At 63.0% G+C, this 15928-nt stretch carries 13 protein-coding genes and 1 pseudogene; 8 read left to right on the top strand and 6 right to left on the bottom strand.

The genetic code is table 11. The features are described 5' to 3' along the window. Positions 1 to 164 precede the first annotated feature (164 nt). The 4 genes from MUN81_RS03945 (at position 165) to MUN81_RS03960 (ending at position 4720) form a co-directional block, all read left to right on the top strand. The gene (locus MUN81_RS03945; RefSeq protein WP_245115265.1) at positions 165 to 1148 is read left to right on the top strand and encodes a CPBP family intramembrane glutamic endopeptidase; all 984 of its coding nucleotides are present in this window, start codon (positions 165 to 167) and stop codon (positions 1146 to 1148) included. Positions 1149 to 1258: 110 nt separating this feature from the next. Next, positions 1259 to 2206 carry a phosphatidate cytidylyltransferase gene (locus MUN81_RS03950; protein WP_245115267.1) on the top strand — a complete coding sequence of 316 codons (948 nt, stop codon included), beginning with the start codon at positions 1259 to 1261 and terminating at the stop codon, positions 2204 to 2206. A 330-nt stretch (positions 2207 to 2536) separates the two neighbouring features. Next, positions 2537 to 3823, top strand: coding sequence for a Glu/Leu/Phe/Val dehydrogenase (locus MUN81_RS03955; RefSeq protein ID WP_190925292.1), 1287 nt, complete (start codon positions 2537 to 2539; stop codon positions 3821 to 3823). A 234-nt stretch (positions 3824 to 4057) separates the two neighbouring features. Then, positions 4058 to 4720, top strand: coding sequence for a phosphatidylserine decarboxylase family protein (locus tag MUN81_RS03960; protein WP_245115269.1), 663 nt, complete (start codon positions 4058 to 4060; stop codon positions 4718 to 4720). 131 nt (positions 4721 to 4851) lie between these two features. Here the strand turns inward: MUN81_RS03960 and MUN81_RS03965 are convergent, their stop codons facing one another. Next, positions 4852 to 6027, bottom strand: a complete 1176-nt coding sequence (locus tag MUN81_RS03965) for a glutathionylspermidine synthase family protein (protein ID WP_245115271.1) — start codon at positions 6025 to 6027, stop codon at positions 4852 to 4854. A gap of 50 nt (positions 6028 to 6077) precedes the next feature. Here MUN81_RS03965 and MUN81_RS03970 point away from each other — a divergent pair. Next, a pseudogene (locus tag MUN81_RS03970) lies at positions 6078 to 6832 on the top strand (IS5 family transposase). A 148-nt stretch (positions 6833 to 6980) separates the two neighbouring features. Here MUN81_RS03970 and MUN81_RS03975 read toward each other — a convergent pair. The 3 genes from MUN81_RS03975 to ribD all read right to left on the bottom strand — a co-directional run bounded on the left by MUN81_RS03975 (position 6981) and on the right by ribD (position 9318). Continuing rightward, complete coding sequence (locus MUN81_RS03975; RefSeq protein ID WP_245115273.1) at positions 6981 to 7655, bottom strand: hypothetical protein; 675 nt, start codon at positions 7653 to 7655, stop codon at positions 6981 to 6983. A 42-nt stretch (positions 7656 to 7697) separates the two neighbouring features. Continuing rightward, positions 7698 to 8180, bottom strand: a complete 483-nt coding sequence (locus MUN81_RS03980) for a GAF domain-containing protein (RefSeq protein ID WP_245115275.1) — start codon at positions 8178 to 8180, stop codon at positions 7698 to 7700. 103 nt (positions 8181 to 8283) lie between these two features. Beyond that, positions 8284 to 9318 carry a bifunctional diaminohydroxyphosphoribosylaminopyrimidine deaminase/5-amino-6-(5-phosphoribosylamino)uracil reductase RibD gene (gene ribD / locus MUN81_RS03985; protein WP_245115277.1) on the bottom strand — a complete coding sequence of 345 codons (1035 nt, stop codon included), beginning with the start codon at positions 9316 to 9318 and terminating at the stop codon, positions 8284 to 8286. A gap of 55 nt (positions 9319 to 9373) precedes the next feature. Between ribD and prmC the strand changes: the two genes are divergently transcribed. From prmC to MUN81_RS04000, 3 genes are all read left to right on the top strand, one after another. Continuing rightward, a complete protein-coding gene (gene prmC / locus MUN81_RS03990) occupies positions 9374 to 10231 on the top strand; it encodes a peptide chain release factor N(5)-glutamine methyltransferase (protein ID WP_245115279.1) in 858 nt (285 codons plus the stop codon). 141 nt (positions 10232 to 10372) lie between these two features. Further along, a complete protein-coding gene (locus MUN81_RS03995; protein WP_245115281.1) occupies positions 10373 to 10531 on the top strand; it encodes a hypothetical protein in 159 nt (52 codons plus the stop codon). Further along, complete coding sequence (locus tag MUN81_RS04000) at positions 10528 to 12186, top strand: catalase (RefSeq protein ID WP_245115283.1); 1659 nt, start codon at positions 10528 to 10530, stop codon at positions 12184 to 12186. Before MUN81_RS03995 ends, MUN81_RS04000 begins: the two co-directional genes overlap by 4 nt. A 70-nt stretch (positions 12187 to 12256) precedes the next feature. Here MUN81_RS04000 and MUN81_RS04005 read toward each other — a convergent pair whose 3' ends face one another. Both MUN81_RS04005 and MUN81_RS04010 read right to left on the bottom strand, forming a co-directional pair. Further along, complete coding sequence (locus MUN81_RS04005; protein WP_245115285.1) at positions 12257 to 13327, bottom strand: T9SS type A sorting domain-containing protein; 1071 nt, start codon at positions 13325 to 13327, stop codon at positions 12257 to 12259. A 357-nt stretch (positions 13328 to 13684) separates the two neighbouring features. Further along, entirely contained in the window at positions 13685 to 15922 is a 2238-nt protein-coding gene (locus tag MUN81_RS04010; RefSeq protein ID WP_245115287.1) for a S9 family peptidase, read from the bottom strand. Positions 15923 to 15928: the final 6 nt, after the last annotated feature.

Below are 15928 nucleotides of genomic sequence, written 5' to 3' on the forward strand. Positions count from 1 at the left end.
CACCGGACTTGCTCCAAATGGAAATCGTCGGGCTCCCCTCTCCTTTGGGAGAGGGGCCGGGGGTGAGGCGCCCGCAGTGTGCTACAGCACGTTCTTTGTTTGAGTGACTAAGCCTAAGTTAAAATCTGCGGTAAATTTACGCCCTTCCCAACTAGCGCCCCGCCATGAAAGGTTTCCTGCCCCGCACCCTGCACCCTGGCTTGCAGATACTCCTGTTGCTGGTGACGATGCTGGCCGGGGCCTGCGTGGGACTGGCCGTGTACTACGCCCTGGCCCAGGCCTTGTTCCATACTTCGGTGCTGGAAGCCAGCAACGTGATGGTGCAGCCGGGCACCAATCCGCAGGCCTGGCCCCTCATCATGACCTACCAGGGCGCGGTATTGTTTTTTGCGTTTGCGGGGGGCGCGCTGGCGCTGGCGTCGGCGCTGGGCTACGGCTGGGGCGAGTATTTCAACGCCCGCCGGCTGGGCGCGGGCTGGTGGCTGCTGGGCGCGGCGGCGCTCATCATCGTTCTGCTGCCGTTCATGTCCACGGTCATTGCCTGGAATGCGGGGGCGCATTTCCCCGGCTTCCTGCACGACTTTGAGGTGTGGGCCCGCGCCAGCGAAGACCGGCTGGCCGAGCTCACCAAGTTTCTGACGCGCCTGAATTCGGTGGGGCGGCTGGTGGTGGCCATTGTGGTGGTGGCCCTGGTGCCAGCCATCGGTGAAGAGCTGGTGTTTCGGGGCGTGGTGCAGCGCAACCTGGTGCGCTGGTTTTCGCCGCACGTGGGCGTGTGGCTGGGGGCGGCCATTTTCTCGGCCATTCACATGCAGTTTTTTGGGTTTGTGCCGCGCTTCCTGCTGGGCTTGGTGCTGGGCTACCTCTACCTCTGGAGCGGCAACATTCTGGTGAGCATGGCCGCGCACTTCACTCAGAATGCCTTTCAGCTCCTCATCCTCTACTTCACGCAGCAGGGCCGCTTCGGGTGGGGCTTCGACCCCGACGCCACCGAGCCACTGCCCTGGACGCTGGTAGTGCCGTCGGCGCTGCTCTCGGCCGGGCTGCTCTATTTCCTGCACCAGCGCCTGACCGCGCCCGCCGCGCCCACCACCATGCTCACCCTCAGCAGCGAGGGCGTGGCCGTGCATCGCAACGACAACCAATAATCTGTAGAGACGCGACACCTCGCGTCTCTCGTCTGAACGACCGGTATTGCACCGGCGTACTTTCCCAACGCCGAGACGCGAAGTGTCGCGTCTCTACATCCCTTTCCCACTTGTCCGACTCTACGCCTCCGATTACCAACGCCGCCCCCGAAACCCCCGCCGCCAAAGCCGGCCCCAGCAACCTGCGTTTACGCATCATCTGGGGCGTCATCGGCGCGGCGCTGCTGCTGGGCAGCGTCTGGTTCAGCCCCTGGACGTTCGGGTTGTTTTTCGCCCTCGTGCAGGCCGTGATGCTGTGGGAGTTCTACCGCATGATGCGGGCGGGCGGCTACGCGCCGGCCACGTGGATTGGGATTGGAGCAGGTTTAATACTGTTTGGCGGTACCCTATGGGTCGTTTTTCATGATTTGGTAAGTGCCGTCAACGAATCTAATGGTTTGACCGCTTTTTTTGAAGCTGCGGGGGCTGCTGTCAACATCGACCTGCTATGGCGCGGACTAGCCATTTTGCTTCCCGTGCTGCTGTTGATTCGGGAGATGGTAGTGTGGCCTCGCTACAAGCAGCCATTTGTTAATGCCGCTACGGCTTTTTTTGGGCTGATGTATATCGGAGTTCCCATGTCGCTTCTAAACGTCATTGCCTACGGAAATAGCGGCTACGACTACCGACGCATCTTCGCCCTGCTCTTTCTCATTTGGGCGTCCGACATCGGCGCCTACGCGGCCGGCAAAACCTTCGGCAAGCACAAAATGGCCCCCAAAATCTCGCCCGGCAAAACCTGGGAAGGCTGGGCCGGCGGCTTTGCAATGACGCTGGTAGTGGGCTGGGCCATCGGCTTCATGCTGCCCGATATGCCGCTCACGCACCGCCTCGTGGCAGCCGGCGTGGTGGCCGTGTTCGCGCCGCTGGGCGATTTGGCCGAGTCCATGCTCAAGCGCAGCGTGGGGGTGAAGGACTCGGGCAGCATCATGCCCGGCCACGGCGGCCTGCTCGATAGGTTCGACGCGTTTCTGCTGGTGCTGCCGGTGCTGGCGCTGCTGCAGCTGCTGGCGGGGTAGGGGCCTTTGGTCGTTGCGAATGAAGCACAGCGGAATGCGGCAACCCGTCCTGTTCTCAGCGACCAACCCAATCATGCGAACAAGCCCATCGGAAAACCCCGACACTGCGCAGCGTCGGGGCTTTTTACTAACCGTGGCTCGCACAACGGAAAGTGTCTGTCATTTACAGAACGGATTGCCGCGGCTACGCCTCGCAATGACAGGCGGTTGCAATTTCCCCCAAACGTTTGCGGCCAATTCATCTCCGGTCTTGCCAAAAGCAATACCTTTGCGGCCCTCAATCGTATCCATCATCCCACCCAACGCTTCTTAAAACCAATCCCACCACGAATGGCAGCCCACACCGTGTATAAAGAGCCCGCTCCGCTAGTAGACCGCGAAAATCCGCTCGAATCGATGATGTCGCGCTTCAACATCGCCGCCGAAATCCTCGGCCTCGATGAGGCGACCTACAACGTTCTGAAGGCCCCTGACAAGCAGGTCATCGTCAACATCCCCGTGACGATGGACGATGGCCAGATTCACGTGTTTGAGGGCTACCGCGTGATTCACAACACCATCCTGGGCCCCAGCAAAGGCGGCATCCGCTACGACAAAAACGTGCACCTCGACGAGGTGAAGGCCCTCGCGGCCTGGATGACCTGGAAGTGCGCCGTGGTCGACATCCCCTACGGCGGCGCCAAGGGCGGCATCATCTGCGACCCCACCACCATGAGCCCCGGCGAAATTGAGCGCATGACGCGCGGCTATACGCTGGCCCTGAAAGACATTTTCGGCCCCGACCGCGACATTCCGGCCCCCGACATGGGCACCGGTCCCCGCGAAATGGCCTGGCTGATGGACGAATTCTCGAAAACCAATGGCATGACTTCGCCCGCCGTGGTAACCGGCAAGCCCCTGGTGATGGGCGGCTCGCTGGGCCGCACCGAGGCCACCGGCCGCGGCGTGATGGTGTCGGCCCTGGCCGCCCTCAAAAAGCTGGGCCTGAAGCCGACCGAAGTGTCGGCTGCGGTGCAGGGCTTCGGCAACGTGGGCTCGTGGGCCGCCGTGCTGCTGCACGCCCAAGGCGTGAAGATTAAGGCCGTGTCAGACATTTCGGGCGCCTACTGGAACGAGAACGGCATCAACATCGACGACGCCATCGCCTACAAAAACGCCCACAACGGCCGCCTCGAAGGCTTCGCCGGCGCCACGCCGATGGACCCGAACGACCTGCTGACCTCCGACGTGGACGTACTGGTGCCCGCCGCCGTGGAGGACGTCATCACCGAGCACAACGCCCACAACATCAAGGCTAAGCTTATTGTGGAAGGCGCCAATGGCCCGACTTCGGCCTCGGCCGACCCCATCATCAACGAGAAGGGCATCATGGTGGTGCCAGACATTCTGGCCAACTCGGGCGGCGTGACGGTGTCGTACTTCGAGTGGGTGCAAAACAAGCAGGGCTTCAAGTGGAGCCTCGACATGGTGACCGAGCGCGCCGACCGCATCATGTCCGACGCCTTCGAGAAAGTGTACCAGACCAGCCAGAAATACAAGATTCCGATGCGCATCGCGGCCTACGTGGTAGCCATCGACAAAGTGGCCCAGACGTACAAGTTCCGCGGCGGCTTCTAAGACGCAGGCGCAATGGAACAGGCAGATTTATTGGGTGTTAGCTTTGGTGAAGTGCCCAGGTAGCATCTGTTTTTAAATTCCTTCCGTAATTGCTGGTGAAAAGGCACGTGCCGTGAGGTTCGTGCCTTTTTACTTTTCCTGCCGACCTTTGTTTGCGGATACCACCCGCCCGGCGGCCATTCGGAACCCCAAACCATCCGTATTATCCGCCAAAATCCGTTTACGCTGCGGTTCATGAAAATACACAAAGAAGGACGACGCATCCTGTTCGTTACGCTGCTGATTTTGCTAGCGCTGAACTTGTTGATGTTTTATTTCAACCGGGGCAATACGCTGGTTAACCGCTTGTTCGCGGGGGCTACGGTCATCATTTTCCTGCTGATTCTGCAGTTTTTTCGCAGCCCGTTCCGCCACATGTTCACCCACGAAGACCTGCTGCTGGCGCCCGCCGACGGCAAGGTGGTGGTGATTGAGAACGTGTTTGAGCCCGAGTATTTCGAGGATGAGCGCAAGCAAATCAGCATTTTCATGTCGCCCATCAACGTACACGTCACGCGCAACCCGATTTCGGGCATCGTGAAGTACTTCAAGTACCATCCCGGCAACTACCTGGTGGCCTGGCACCCCAAAAGCAGCACCCAGAACGAGCGCACCACCGTGGTGGTGGAGTCCGACGCCGGCCCGCTGGTGCTTTTCCGGCAGATTGCCGGCGCCATGGCCCGCCGCATTGTGTGGTACGTGAACGAAGGCGACGAAGTGAACCAGGGCGAGGAGTTCGGCTTCATCAAGTTCGGCTCGCGCGTGGACGTATTTGTACCGCTCGATACGGAGGTGAAAGTGGAGCTGGGCCAGAAAGTGAAAGGCGGCGAAACCGTCATTTGCCAGCTCAAAGTCTGAGCCAAGGACGCCATACAACCATAGAGTAAATACAGGGAAGGCCACTCAATCGAGTGGCCTTTTTGTTTGTAGAATCTACATTAACCGTCATACCTCGACTCCGCTCAGCATGACAGATGGAGCGAAGTGGTTCAGACCAGGATGTGCGGCACAAACTCCGATAGGTTGATGATGAGGCCGGCCTCGCGGCGAAAGCCAATGGCGCAGGCCTCGCCGGCCCAGAACACGCCAGCCTGGTAGCGGCGGCCCTGGGCGTCGGTGGGCAGTTCGGCCCAGCGCTGGTAGAGCTGCGGCTGCTGGCCAAACTCGCCGGGGACTTCGGCACCGGGGCGGCCGTCGGCTTGCACCTCGGCCACGTTCTGGCCCTCGCGGCCCAGCACGGGCTTGCGCACGTGGTGGCCGGGCAGCGGGCTCAGGCTGGCTTCGAGCAGCAGCGGGTGGTGCGGAAACGTTTCCCAGAGGTGGGCCAGCAGGGCCTTGCTTTGGAAGAGCAGGGCGTAGGCCGGGTTGGCCATCACCACGTCGCGGGTGAGCTGAAGTTGTACCAGGTCGGCGGTGAGTTCGGGCTCTTCTTCGGCCAGAATTTCCCAGGGCACCAGCTTGAACAGGAAGTCGAACTTCTGCCACTGGCCGGGCACCGATTCGGCCCATACGCCCCGGTCTTCGCCCTGCACCGATACCGTCATGGCATCCACGGAGCACATAAATACGTCGGCAAAACCGGCCGTGCGAGCCGCTTCGGCCAGCACGGCGCAGTTGGCTTCGTCCTCGGCGCTGTCGGGCAGGTGCACGAGCAGGAGCGTGGCTTGCCGGTCCTGGTTGAGGGCGCGCCAGTGGCGGAACTGGTCTTCGAGGCACTCGAACAGGCCGTTGGCCTGGCGTTCATCGTCGGATTGGCCGGCGGCGACCAGGCTGGCCCATTGCACCACGGCGGTTTCGGGCAGGCCGGTGGCGGTATCGGCGTTAAATTCGAGGAGCTTGGAGCCGTCGGCCGTCAGGGCCATATCGAAGCGTCCGTAGAAGTGCCAGTGCCGCTCGTCGTGCCAGGAGTGACGCACGGCTTCCCACAGGTTAGCCGGGATAGCCAGTTTGTGCAGCAGCGCATCGGGAATGGGGTCGGGAATGGCTTCCACCAGCATGTCGTAGAGCGTATCGGCTGCTTGGAGCAGCGTCTCGGCGTCGGCTTCCGGGAGCAGCACGGCTTCACGGGCCACGTAGTTCTGGCAGGCGTCTTCGATAGCCCAGTCCCAGCCCAGGGCCTGCACGGCCGGCGCTACGTCGCCAGAGAGGGGGAGAAGGTTAATCATCTGCGGGGATATAAACTAGGAAGTGTTAACAGTAGGTATTAATTTGGGGTATGGATTATTTGCTCACAGACGCGCAGTGGGCCCGCATCGCGCCGCTGCTGCCGGGTCGGGAAGGCACGAAAGGTGGCCGGGGCCAGGACAACCGCCGTTTTGTAGAAGCGGTGCTGTGGTTGTTGCGCAACGGCTGCCGCTGGCGTGCCTTGCCGGCCGCGTGGGGCAACTGGCACACAACATACACGCGCTTCCAGCGCTGGACCGCCTCGGGCGTGTGGGCCCGGGTGCTGGCCGCCGTGCAAGAGGACGACGCGCTGCACACGCTGCTGGTCGACTCGACCACCGTGCGGGTGCACCAACACGCGAGCGGGGCACGCAAAAAAACGGGCCGCAAGCCCTGGGGCGTAGCCGCGGCGGATTGACCACCAAGCTGCACGCGGTGGCCGACGCTGGGGGCCGGTTCGTGCGCGGCAGCCTGACAGCCGGCCAGCGCCACGACGCCCCGCAAGCGCTGCCGCTGCTCGACGGGCTGGCCCCGGCCTACCTCGTGGCCGACCGGGGCTACGATTCCGACCCGCTCGTGGCCACCCTGGCTGCCCGCGGCACCTGTGCCGTGATTCCGCCCCGGTGCAAGCGCCGCTACCCGCGGGGCTACGACGCGGCGCGTTACGCCCAACGTCACCCCATTGAGCGCCTTTTCAGCCGCCTCAAGCAGTTTCGCCGCGTGGCCACCCGGTATGACAAACTCGATGCGCATTTTTTGGCCTTTATTCACCTCGCTGCAACCGTCCTGTGGCTACGCGACTGTTAACACTTCCTAGAACGTCATGCAGCGCGCAGCGAAGCATCTTGGCAGCGCAATACAATCAACTGATTATTGGAGGCGGGCAAGATGCTTCGCTGCGCGCTGCATGATAGTCTTTGCCAATTGGTTGCGCCGCGACTTCATTGCGCCACCATTACCCCCCAAAGCCCCGGAAGCCCCCGCGGCTGCCAAACCCACTGCTACGGCCCGAGGGCGCGCTGCTCCGGAAGCTGGGCCGCGGCGAGCTGCGCATCGTGGAGCGGCTTTCCTGGATGCCGGCCGTGGGCGTGCGCCGGCCCACGAAGCCCCGGCCGAAGAAGCCGCGGCCCTGGTCCTGGCGCTCGCGGGCCACGTTGGCGCGCCAGCTTTGGTTGCGTTGGAGCAGGCCGGGGTAGGCGTAGTAGCCGGGGTTGGGGGTGAGGAAGCGGCCGGCCATGTAGCCGATGCCGCTCCACATCAGCACGTCCATTAAGCCGGTGCCGTTGGCGCGGTTTTCGGGGTATTGGCGGCTGTAGTCCTGCATCTGGCGCTGCAGGGCCTGGCCTTGCAGGGTGTCGGTTTTGCCGTCGAAGTGGTGCAGCACGGCGGCCACTTCTTCCTTGCCGGCCGGGCGCTCGGCCGTGATTTTCCACTGGCCGGGCTGCACTTCGGTCATCTCCGTCACGACGCCCTGGCTGTAGCTTTCGCCACCCCAGCTGCCTTCGGCGCCGTTGTCGTCGCGGCGGTTGTCGTTGGAGCAGGCGGGCAGCGTCAGGCCCAAGCTGCTGGCCGCGGCAATCAGCAGCACGTTGCGGCGCCAGTCGCCGAGAAGGTGGAAGTGCTTTTTCATGGCGTGGGCGGGTAAGGAGGAATTAAGAGTATAGGTCCAGGCTTAGAACCACTGGCCCGCCAGCTGCATCAACTGCTCCAACGCGGCCTGGTCGTCGTGGTCGAAATCGTTGAGCTGGTCGCTGTCGACATCCAGCACGGCCACTACTTGCCCCTTGTTGAAGATGGGCACTACGATTTCCGACTTCGACTCCGAGCTGCAGGCAATGTGGCCGGGGAAGGCTTCCACGTCGGGCACCAGCAGGGTTTCGGCCCGCGCCCAGCTGGCACCGCACACGCCCTTGCCGTGCCGGATGCGCGTGCAGGCAATGGGGCCCTGGAACGGCCCCAGCACCAGCTCTTCGCCCTTCACGAGGTAAAAGCCCACCCAGAAAAACCCGAACGCCTGCCGCAGGGCCGCGGCCGTATTGGCGAGGTTGGCGGTGAGGTCGGACTCGCCGGTGGTGAGGGCTTCGATTTGGGGCAGCAGCTGGCGGTATTGCTCGGCTTTGGTGAGCGTGGTATCGAGGGAGAGGGTTTCGGCCATGGTTACGAATGCAAAGTCGGGACTCGCGGAATGTTGGAAGGCAAATGATTAATCGGGAAGAGGCGCCAGCCATTACAGGCATTACGGCGATGAACGTGGGCGGCTACTCGTTCACGTACCAGAACAACTCATCGGGGCCAACGTTCGTGCGGCTGCGCAGGCCACTGAACCCGATGCGCGGCGCCGCAATGCCCTGGCCCAGCTTGGTGGGCGCGCGGAACACTCGGATTTCGTCCCACAAGCCCGCTTGCAATAAGGCATTGAGCACCGTGGGGCCGCCTTCCACCAGCACCGACTGCACCTGCCGTTGGTGGAGGTCGGCCAGCATTTGCGGGATGAGGTCATCGGCCTCCGACAGGGTCACGAGGTCGAGGTTGGCTTTGTGGTAGGGCTGGCGGTAGGTGTAGATGAGTGTGGGCTGGGAGCCGTCGAGCAGGTTGTGCGTGGGCGGCAGGCTGAGGTTTTTGTCGATGACGAGGCGGGTGGGCTGGGGCCCGGGCCAGTCGCGCACGCTCAGGCGCGGGTTGTCGTGCAGGGCCGTGCGCGTGCCCACCAGAATGGCCTGCTCCTCGGCCCGCCACTGGTGCGTGAGCAGGTTGGCCTGCGGCGAGCTGATGCGGATGGGCTGGAAGTACTTGCCGGCCAGAAAGCCGTCGGCGGTTTCGGCCCATTTCAGCACCAGGTAAGGCCGCTTCTTTTCGTGGAAGGTGAAGAAGCGCCGGTTCAGCCAGCGGCCTTCGGGGGCCAGCAGGCCGGTTTCGACGCGCACGCCGGCGGCGCGCAGCTTTTCCAGGCCGCGCCCGTCCACCAGCGGGAAGGGGTCCTCGTTGCACACCACCACTTCGGGCACGCCCTTGGCAATGAGCAGGTCGGCGCAGGGCGGCGTTTTGCCGTGGTGGGCGCAGGGCTCCAGCGTCACGTACACGCGGGACTGCTTCAGCAATTCCGGGTCGGCCACGGCAGCCAGGGCGTTTACTTCGGCATGGGGACCGCCGTACTGCTCGTGCCAGCCCTCGCCGATGATGCGGCCCTGGTGCGTCACTACGCAGCCTACCAAGGGGTTGGGCCGGGCGTAGCCGGTGCCGAGGTGAGCCAGCTGCAGCGCGCGGCTCATGCAGGAAACGTCGTCGATTTTCATTGGGGCGAAGGTAGGAACGGGGCCGTGGCTGAGCCCGCCGCCTACCTTTGCGCCGATGACCATTCGCCACTTCACCACCGCTTTGGCCGAGGCCCTAAACGCCGTGTACCCGTCCCGCGAAGCCGAAAGCATTGCGGCCCTTGTGGCAGAGCACCTGCTCGGCGCCACGCCGCTGCAGCGCCTGATGCGGGCGCAGGAGCCCGTGCCGGAAACTGCCCTGGCGGCCCTCCCGGCCCTGCAAACCCGCCTGCTGGCCCACGAGCCGGTGCAATACGTGCTGGGCGTGGCCCACTTCGCCGACATGGAGCTGGAAGTGACGCCCGCCACCCTCATTCCGCGCCCCGAAACTGAAGAGTTGGTGCAGCTCATTGCCCAGGAGCAGCACGGACGGCGCGGCCTGTCGGTGCTCGACGTGGGCACCGGCTCGGGCTGCCTGGCGCTGGCGCTGGCCCGCGACCTGCCCGATTCGGCGGTGCTGGCCGTGGATATTTCGGCCGAAGCCCTGGCCGTGGCCCGGCGCAATGCCGCCCGCTACGGCCCGGCCGTGGCTTTTCAGCAAGTCGACATTCTGCGAAGCCCGCCCGCGGGCCTGGCTGCCGGCACCCTCGATGTGCTGGTAAGCAACCCGCCCTACGTGCGCGAAAGCGAGCGCCCCCAGATGCGCGAAAACGTGCTGGCTTGGGAGCCGGCCACGGCCCTGTTCGTGCCCGATGAGGACCCGCTGCTGTTCTACCGCCGCCTCGTCCAGCTGGGCCACGAGCTGTTGCGCCCGGGCGGCGCCATCTACTTCGAAATCAACGAAGCCCTGGGCCCGGAAACCGCCGACCTGCTCACGCAGCGCGGGTTTGCTGGGGTACGCGTGCAGGCTGATATGTTCGGGAAGGTGCGAATGGTGCGGGGGGAGAGGAGCTAGCACGGCCCCGGTCTGATGGCGCAGCCGTCGGGCTGGGGCTTGATTAACCAGTCGCTTTTTGCAGTAGGCGCCGCCTGTTACGAGCCGGCCGGCCCGGCCCGCGGGCACGGGCCCAAGCCACAGGCTGCCAGCTTTTCAGGTATGGCTAAAGTGCTGTTTTTTGGGGTGATTGGCTTTGCGCGGCAGCTCGGCGCTAATGACGGTATAAGCAAAATCTATCGAACGCCGGCCCGGCTTCTGGCGTTCTTTGCGCAGCAAACCGACATTTTCTTTCCACTATCTAGCACATTCTTTCTATGAGCGAACAGCAAAATCCCACGTCGGGCGACGGCACGGGCACGGCCGTGAACGGCGCGGGCACCGCGCAGGACGGCCGCTTGGCTTCCGGCGAAAACGCCCAGACCCTGACCACCCGCCAAGGCCACCCCCTCACTAACAACCAAAACACCCGCACCGTGGGCAACCGCGGCCCGGCCACGCTGGAGAACTACCAGTTCATTGAGAAAATCAGCCACTTCGACCGAGAGCGCGTGCCCGAGCGTGTGGTGCATGCCCGCGGCGCCGGCGCTCACGGCGTGTTCGAAGCCTACGGCAAGGTGGGCGACGAGGCCATTGAGAAGTACACCCGGGCCAAGCTCTTCAACACCAAGGGCAAGGAGACGCCGGTGTTTGTGCGCTTCAGCACAGTGGGCCACGGCGGCCACTCGCCCGAAACCCTGCGCGACCCGCGCGGCTTCGCGGTGAAATTCTACACCGAAGACGGCAATTGGGACCTGGTGGGCAACAACCTGAAGGTGTTCTTCATCCGCGACGCCATGAAGTTCCCAGACCTCATTCACTCGCAGAAGCCTGACCCGGTGCACAACCGCCAGACCGGCGAGCGCATCTTTGACTTCATCTCGAACACGCCGGAAGCCATGCACATGGTGAGCTTCCTGTTCTCGCCCTGGGGCATTCCGGCCAACTACCGCCAGATGCAGGGCTCGGGCGTGAACACCTACAAGTGGGTGAACGCCAACGGCGACGCCGTGCTGGTGAAATACCACTGGGAGCCGCAGCAGGGCGTGAAAAACCTGACCGCCAGCGAAGCCGAAGCCATTCAGGCCAAGAACTTCAACCACGCCACGCAAGACCTGTTCGAGAACATCGAGAAGGGCAACTTCCCCAAGTGGGAGCTGCGCGTGCAGATGATGAGCGACGACGAGCACCCGGAGCTGGACTTCGACCCGCTCGACGACACCAAAATCTGGCCCGAAGACCAGTTTCCGCACCTGCCCGTGGGCATGATGACGCTGAACCGCAACCCCGAAAACTACTTCGCCGAGGTAGAGCAGTCGGCGTTCGGCACAGGTGTGCTGGTGGACGGCCTCGATTTCTCCGACGACAAGATGCTGCAGGGGCGCACGTTCTCGTATTCCGACACGCAGCGCTACCGCGTGGGCACCAACTACTTGCAGCTGCCCATCAACGCGCCCAAAAAGCACGTGGCCACCAACCAGCGCGACGGCCAGATGGCCTACCACATGGACTCGGCCCCCGGCCAGAACAACCACATCAATTACGAACCCAGCTCGCTGAACGGCCTGAAGGAGGCGCCCCGCACGGCGCCCGACCACATGCCGCAGTACAACGGCCGCCTGATGCGCCAGACCATCGACCGCCAGAACAACTTCAAGCAAGCCGGGGAGCGCTACCGCCTGCACGAAGACTGGGAGCGCGACGACCTCATCAGCAACATGGTGGGCGCCCTCGCCACCGCCAACCGCACCGTGAGCGACAAGATGGTGGAGCTGTGCACCAACTGCGACGCCGACTGGGGCAAGCGCCTAGCCGACGGCCTAGCCGCGGCCCGCGGTGGCCAGGCTGCCGAAGGCGGCAACCAGTACAACGAAGCCAAAGGCTCGAAAGCTGCTGCCGAAGCTGAGGCAGTGGCTCACGACGCCAAGCCGTACTAACTCCGATTAGCCAGGCAACAAAAAAGGGCTCCCGGCATCGGGAGCCCTTTTTTGTTGCCTGGCTAATCGGTTATTTCTGCACTTCAAGGCGCACCGAGCTCGACTGCTGGCCGTTCTGGATGCGCACCAGGTACAGTCCCTGGCGCAGTTCCGGCCGGTTTACGGCAAAGTCGCGCTGCTCGCCGGCCGCAAGCTGGCCGTTGAATACCTGAGTCACCAAATGGCCCTGCATGTCAAACAGGTTTACCTGCACCGGGCCCGTGGCGGTGGCTTGCACGTGCACCTGGAACTGGCCGCTGGTGGCGGGGTTCGGCGAGGTCTGCACCAGCATTTCGGGCGAAGAGGCTTTGATGGCGCTGCTTTCGGTTGTGGCCGTGTTGGCCGCCATCAGCGAAGCGCCACCGGCACTGCAGTCGCCGTAGGAGTCGCCGTGGGCAAGGTGAGCGGCCACAGCCGACTGCGCCACGCAAATCTGATGGCCATTGTGGCACAGGTTGATTTTGTCGCCGTGGGGGCCGCAGGCGGCGTTCACCACCGTCACGGTAGAGGTGCTGGTGGTGGTTTCGCCGCAGCCCGATACGGTGAGCTTCACGGTGTAGGTGCCTGGCGTGAGGGTGAGCGAGGCCACGGCCGGCTGGCCGTAGGAAGCCGTCACGTACAGGCTTTTGGGGAAGACGCCGTAGCAGGGGTCGCCGCCGAAAGTAGAATTTTCAACCGGAATCGACGCCGAGTTATTCCCCAGCAGGTAAGCCTCTACCACGGCTTTGCTGGTGGGGGCGCTGCAGCCGCTGGTGGTGCCGTAGTTGGCGTAGTCAACCGAGGTGAACACCTGGCCGGCCGGGGCGGCAATGTTGAGCTTGCTGCCGCCGCCCTCCGGCTGGGATACCGTCATGCTGCCTTCCTGACCGGTGACGAGCGACACCAGCTGGGTGGTTTGGCTGCAGCCGCTCACCACCGGGCTCAGGGTGGCGGGCGTGATGGTAGCCGTGCCCGCGGCTCCGGTCATAACCGTCAGGCTGGAGGTGGTGGCCGTGAGGCTGGCAGGGGCCAGGGGAGCTGCCTGAGCGGCAGTACCACCCACGAGGGATGCCAAAAGGGCGCCGGCCACGGCAAGGGTACGCGAGTAGTTGTACGTCAACATAGCTGAAAAAAAGTGGTTGACGGCGGTTACGCCCCCGCCGTGGTGGGCTCTTTGGATGATAACGACTCAAAGACAGGACAAACCTATTATGAAAAATCTCATAAAAAATCATACAATAACACTTTATGATAAAATTTATAAAAAAGTGAGCTTAATCATTGCGGTTTGGCCGAAGCACCATTCGGAGGAACATCAATAGCCAGCGTCTTTGCTACGAGTTATAGAAATTCATAAATTTTGTAATGGCTTTGATAAATCATATAGCGTTGGACTGGCTGGTGTTGAGGCCAAAAAAGCCCCGCAACCGGTGCCACGGCGGCACAGTTGCGGGGCTTGCCCGTCCGACGAGTGGCGTTCCTACAGGTTCTGCAGCACGAAGTTGGTCATCTGACGGTAGAGGTGCAGGCGCGTGTTGCCGCCCGCAATGCCGTGGTTGCGGTTGGGGTAGTACAGCGTCTGGTAGTCCTTGTTGGCCTTGATGAGGGCATCGACGAAGGCGATGGAGTTCTGGAAGTGCACGTTGTCGTCGCCGGTGCCGTGCACGAGCAGGAACTTGCCTTTCAGGTTCTGGGCAAACTGCACGGGCGAGTTGTCGTCGTAGCCGCCGGGGTTTTCCTGGGGCGTTTTGAGGTAGCGCTCGGTGTACACGGTGTCGTAGTAGCGCCAGTTCGTGACCGGGGCCACGGCAATGCCCATTTTGAAGAGGTCGGCATTCTTGGTCATGGCCAGCGAGGTCATGTAGCCGCCGTAGCTCCAACCCCAGATGCCGATGCGCGCCTTGTCCACGTAAGGCAGGCCGCCAAGGTACTTGGCGCCCTCGCCCTGGTCGATGGTTTCGAGCTTGCCCAGGTTGGCGTAGGTGGACTTGCGGAAGGCCGCGCCGCGCCCCGAGGAACCCCGGCCTTCGACCGAAACCACGATGTAGCCCTGCTCGGTCAGCAGCTGGTGCCAGAGGTAGTTGGTGAGGGCGGTGCCGCCGCCGGCGTTGTCGAGCACGGTCTGGCTGCTGCTGGCGCCGAAGCTGGGGCCGCCGTACACGTGCATCAGCACGGGGTATTTCTTGGCAGGGTCGAAGTTGCTGGGCTTCATCATCCAGCCGTTGAGCTCCACGCCTTCGGAAGTTTTGAAGCTGAAGAACTCGAACTTGCCGAGGTCGTACTGGCTGAGGGTCTGCTTGAGCTTGGCGTTGTCTTCCAGCGTCTTCACCAGCTTGCCGGTGCTGCCTTCGCGCAGGCTCACCACGGCGGGCACGCCGGCCGAAGAGTGCGTGTTGAGGAAGTACTTGGTGTCGGGGCTCATGTTCACCACGTCGGTGCCGTTGCCGGCTTCGCTGATGCGCTGCTTGCCCTTGCCGCTCACATTGATGCGGTAGAGGTGGCGCTGCAGAGCCGAGCCCTCGGTGCTGGTGTAGTAGACGTTGCCGGTTTTGGCATCGAAGCCGTTGATGGCCGAAATCTCCCAGTTGCCTTTCGTGATTTGGCGCACCTGCTTGCCGCTCATGTCGTGCAGGTAGAGATGCTGGTAGCCGTCCTTCTCGCTGGTGAACACGAACTGCTTGCCGCCGGCCAGGTAGCGCAAATCGTCGTTGATTTCCACGTAGGCCGGGTTGGTGTCGGTCAGCGCCACGCGGGTTTGGCCGGTGTTCACGTCACCGTGCAAGATTTCGAGCTTGTTCTGCAGGCGGTTCAGCCGCTGAATGCTGAGGGTGTTGGGCACCTGCGTCCACATCACGCGCGGGATGTACTGGTCGGGGTTGGGGCCCACGTCCAGCTTGGTGGTTTTGCCGCTGGCCACGTCGTAGCTGCTCACGTTCACCACCGAGTTTTTTTCGCCGGCTTTGGGGTACTTGAAGCGGTATTCTTTGGGGTAGAGGCTGCCCCAGAGCTGCATGTCGTACTCGGGCACCTGGCTTTCGTCAAAGGTGTAGAAGGCAATCTGCTTGCTGTCGGGCGACCAGAAAAAGCCCTGCGCAAAGCCAAACTCCTCCTCGTACACCCAATCCGTGGAGCCGTTGATGAGGTTATTTTTCAGGCCGTTGGTGGTCACGGCGGTTTCCTTCATGGTGGCCAGGTCGGTCACAAACACGTTGTTGTCGCGGGTGAAGGCCACGCGCAGACCGTCGGGCGAGAAGGTGGCGTAGCCCTGCTTGCCGGTGCTTAGGGCCGTCAGCTTCTTCGTGCCGCGGTCGAACACGTAATAGGCCGACTGGGCGCTGTGCCGGTAAATGGGCTCGGTGGCCGTGGTGAACAGGATTTTCTGCTCGTTGGCGTTGAAAGAATAGCCGTCCACGTCCAGGGGTTTGGCGGTGCCGGCGGGCTGCAGGTCGGTGGCGGCCACCAGGGTTTGCACGGCCTTGCCGGTGGTCACTTCGTGCTGCACCAAGCTGCCGCCTTCCAGGGCGGAGTAGTAGCGGCCGTCATTCATCCAGTTGAAGCCCGGCACCGAGGCCGAGCGGAAGGTGGGCTTGGCCCAGATGTCTTCCAGCGTGAGGGGCAGCTTTTGCTGGGCCTGCACGGCGGTGGGGGCGAGACCCGGCAACAGGGCCGGGCCGTTAGTGGCCAGCAGCGCGGCCAGGGCAAGAGAGCGAAAACGCATGTAGGA

The sequence above is a fragment of the Hymenobacter sp. 5317J-9 genome (assembly GCF_022921075.1).
Lineage (GTDB): Bacteria > Bacteroidota > Bacteroidia > Cytophagales > Hymenobacteraceae > Hymenobacter.

Coding starts and splice junctions, on each gene's coding strand:
- MUN81_RS03945 (WP_245115265.1), top strand. CDS start 165: ATGAAAGGTTTCCTGCCCCGCACCCTGCACCCTGGCTTGCAGATACTC.
- MUN81_RS03955 (WP_190925292.1), top strand. CDS start 2,537: ATGGCAGCCCACACCGTGTATAAAGAGCCCGCTCCGCTAGTAGACCGC.
- MUN81_RS03960 (WP_245115269.1), top strand. CDS start 4,058: ATGAAAATACACAAAGAAGGACGACGCATCCTGTTCGTTACGCTGCTG.
- MUN81_RS03965 (WP_245115271.1), bottom strand. CDS start 6,027: ATGATTAACCTTCTCCCCCTCTCTGGCGACGTAGCGCCGGCCGTGCAG.
- MUN81_RS03975 (WP_245115273.1), bottom strand. CDS start 7,655: ATGAAAAAGCACTTCCACCTTCTCGGCGACTGGCGCCGCAACGTGCTG.
- MUN81_RS03980 (WP_245115275.1), bottom strand. CDS start 8,180: ATGGCCGAAACCCTCTCCCTCGATACCACGCTCACCAAAGCCGAGCAA.
- ribD (WP_245115277.1), bottom strand. CDS start 9,318: ATGAAAATCGACGACGTTTCCTGCATGAGCCGCGCGCTGCAGCTGGCT.
- prmC (WP_245115279.1), top strand. CDS start 9,374: ATGACCATTCGCCACTTCACCACCGCTTTGGCCGAGGCCCTAAACGCC.
- MUN81_RS03995 (WP_245115281.1), top strand. CDS start 10,373: ATGGCTAAAGTGCTGTTTTTTGGGGTGATTGGCTTTGCGCGGCAGCTC.
- MUN81_RS04000 (WP_245115283.1), top strand. CDS start 10,528: ATGAGCGAACAGCAAAATCCCACGTCGGGCGACGGCACGGGCACGGCC.
- MUN81_RS04005 (WP_245115285.1), bottom strand. CDS start 13,327: ATGTTGACGTACAACTACTCGCGTACCCTTGCCGTGGCCGGCGCCCTT.
- MUN81_RS04010 (WP_245115287.1), bottom strand. CDS start 15,922: ATGCGTTTTCGCTCTCTTGCCCTGGCCGCGCTGCTGGCCACTAACGGC.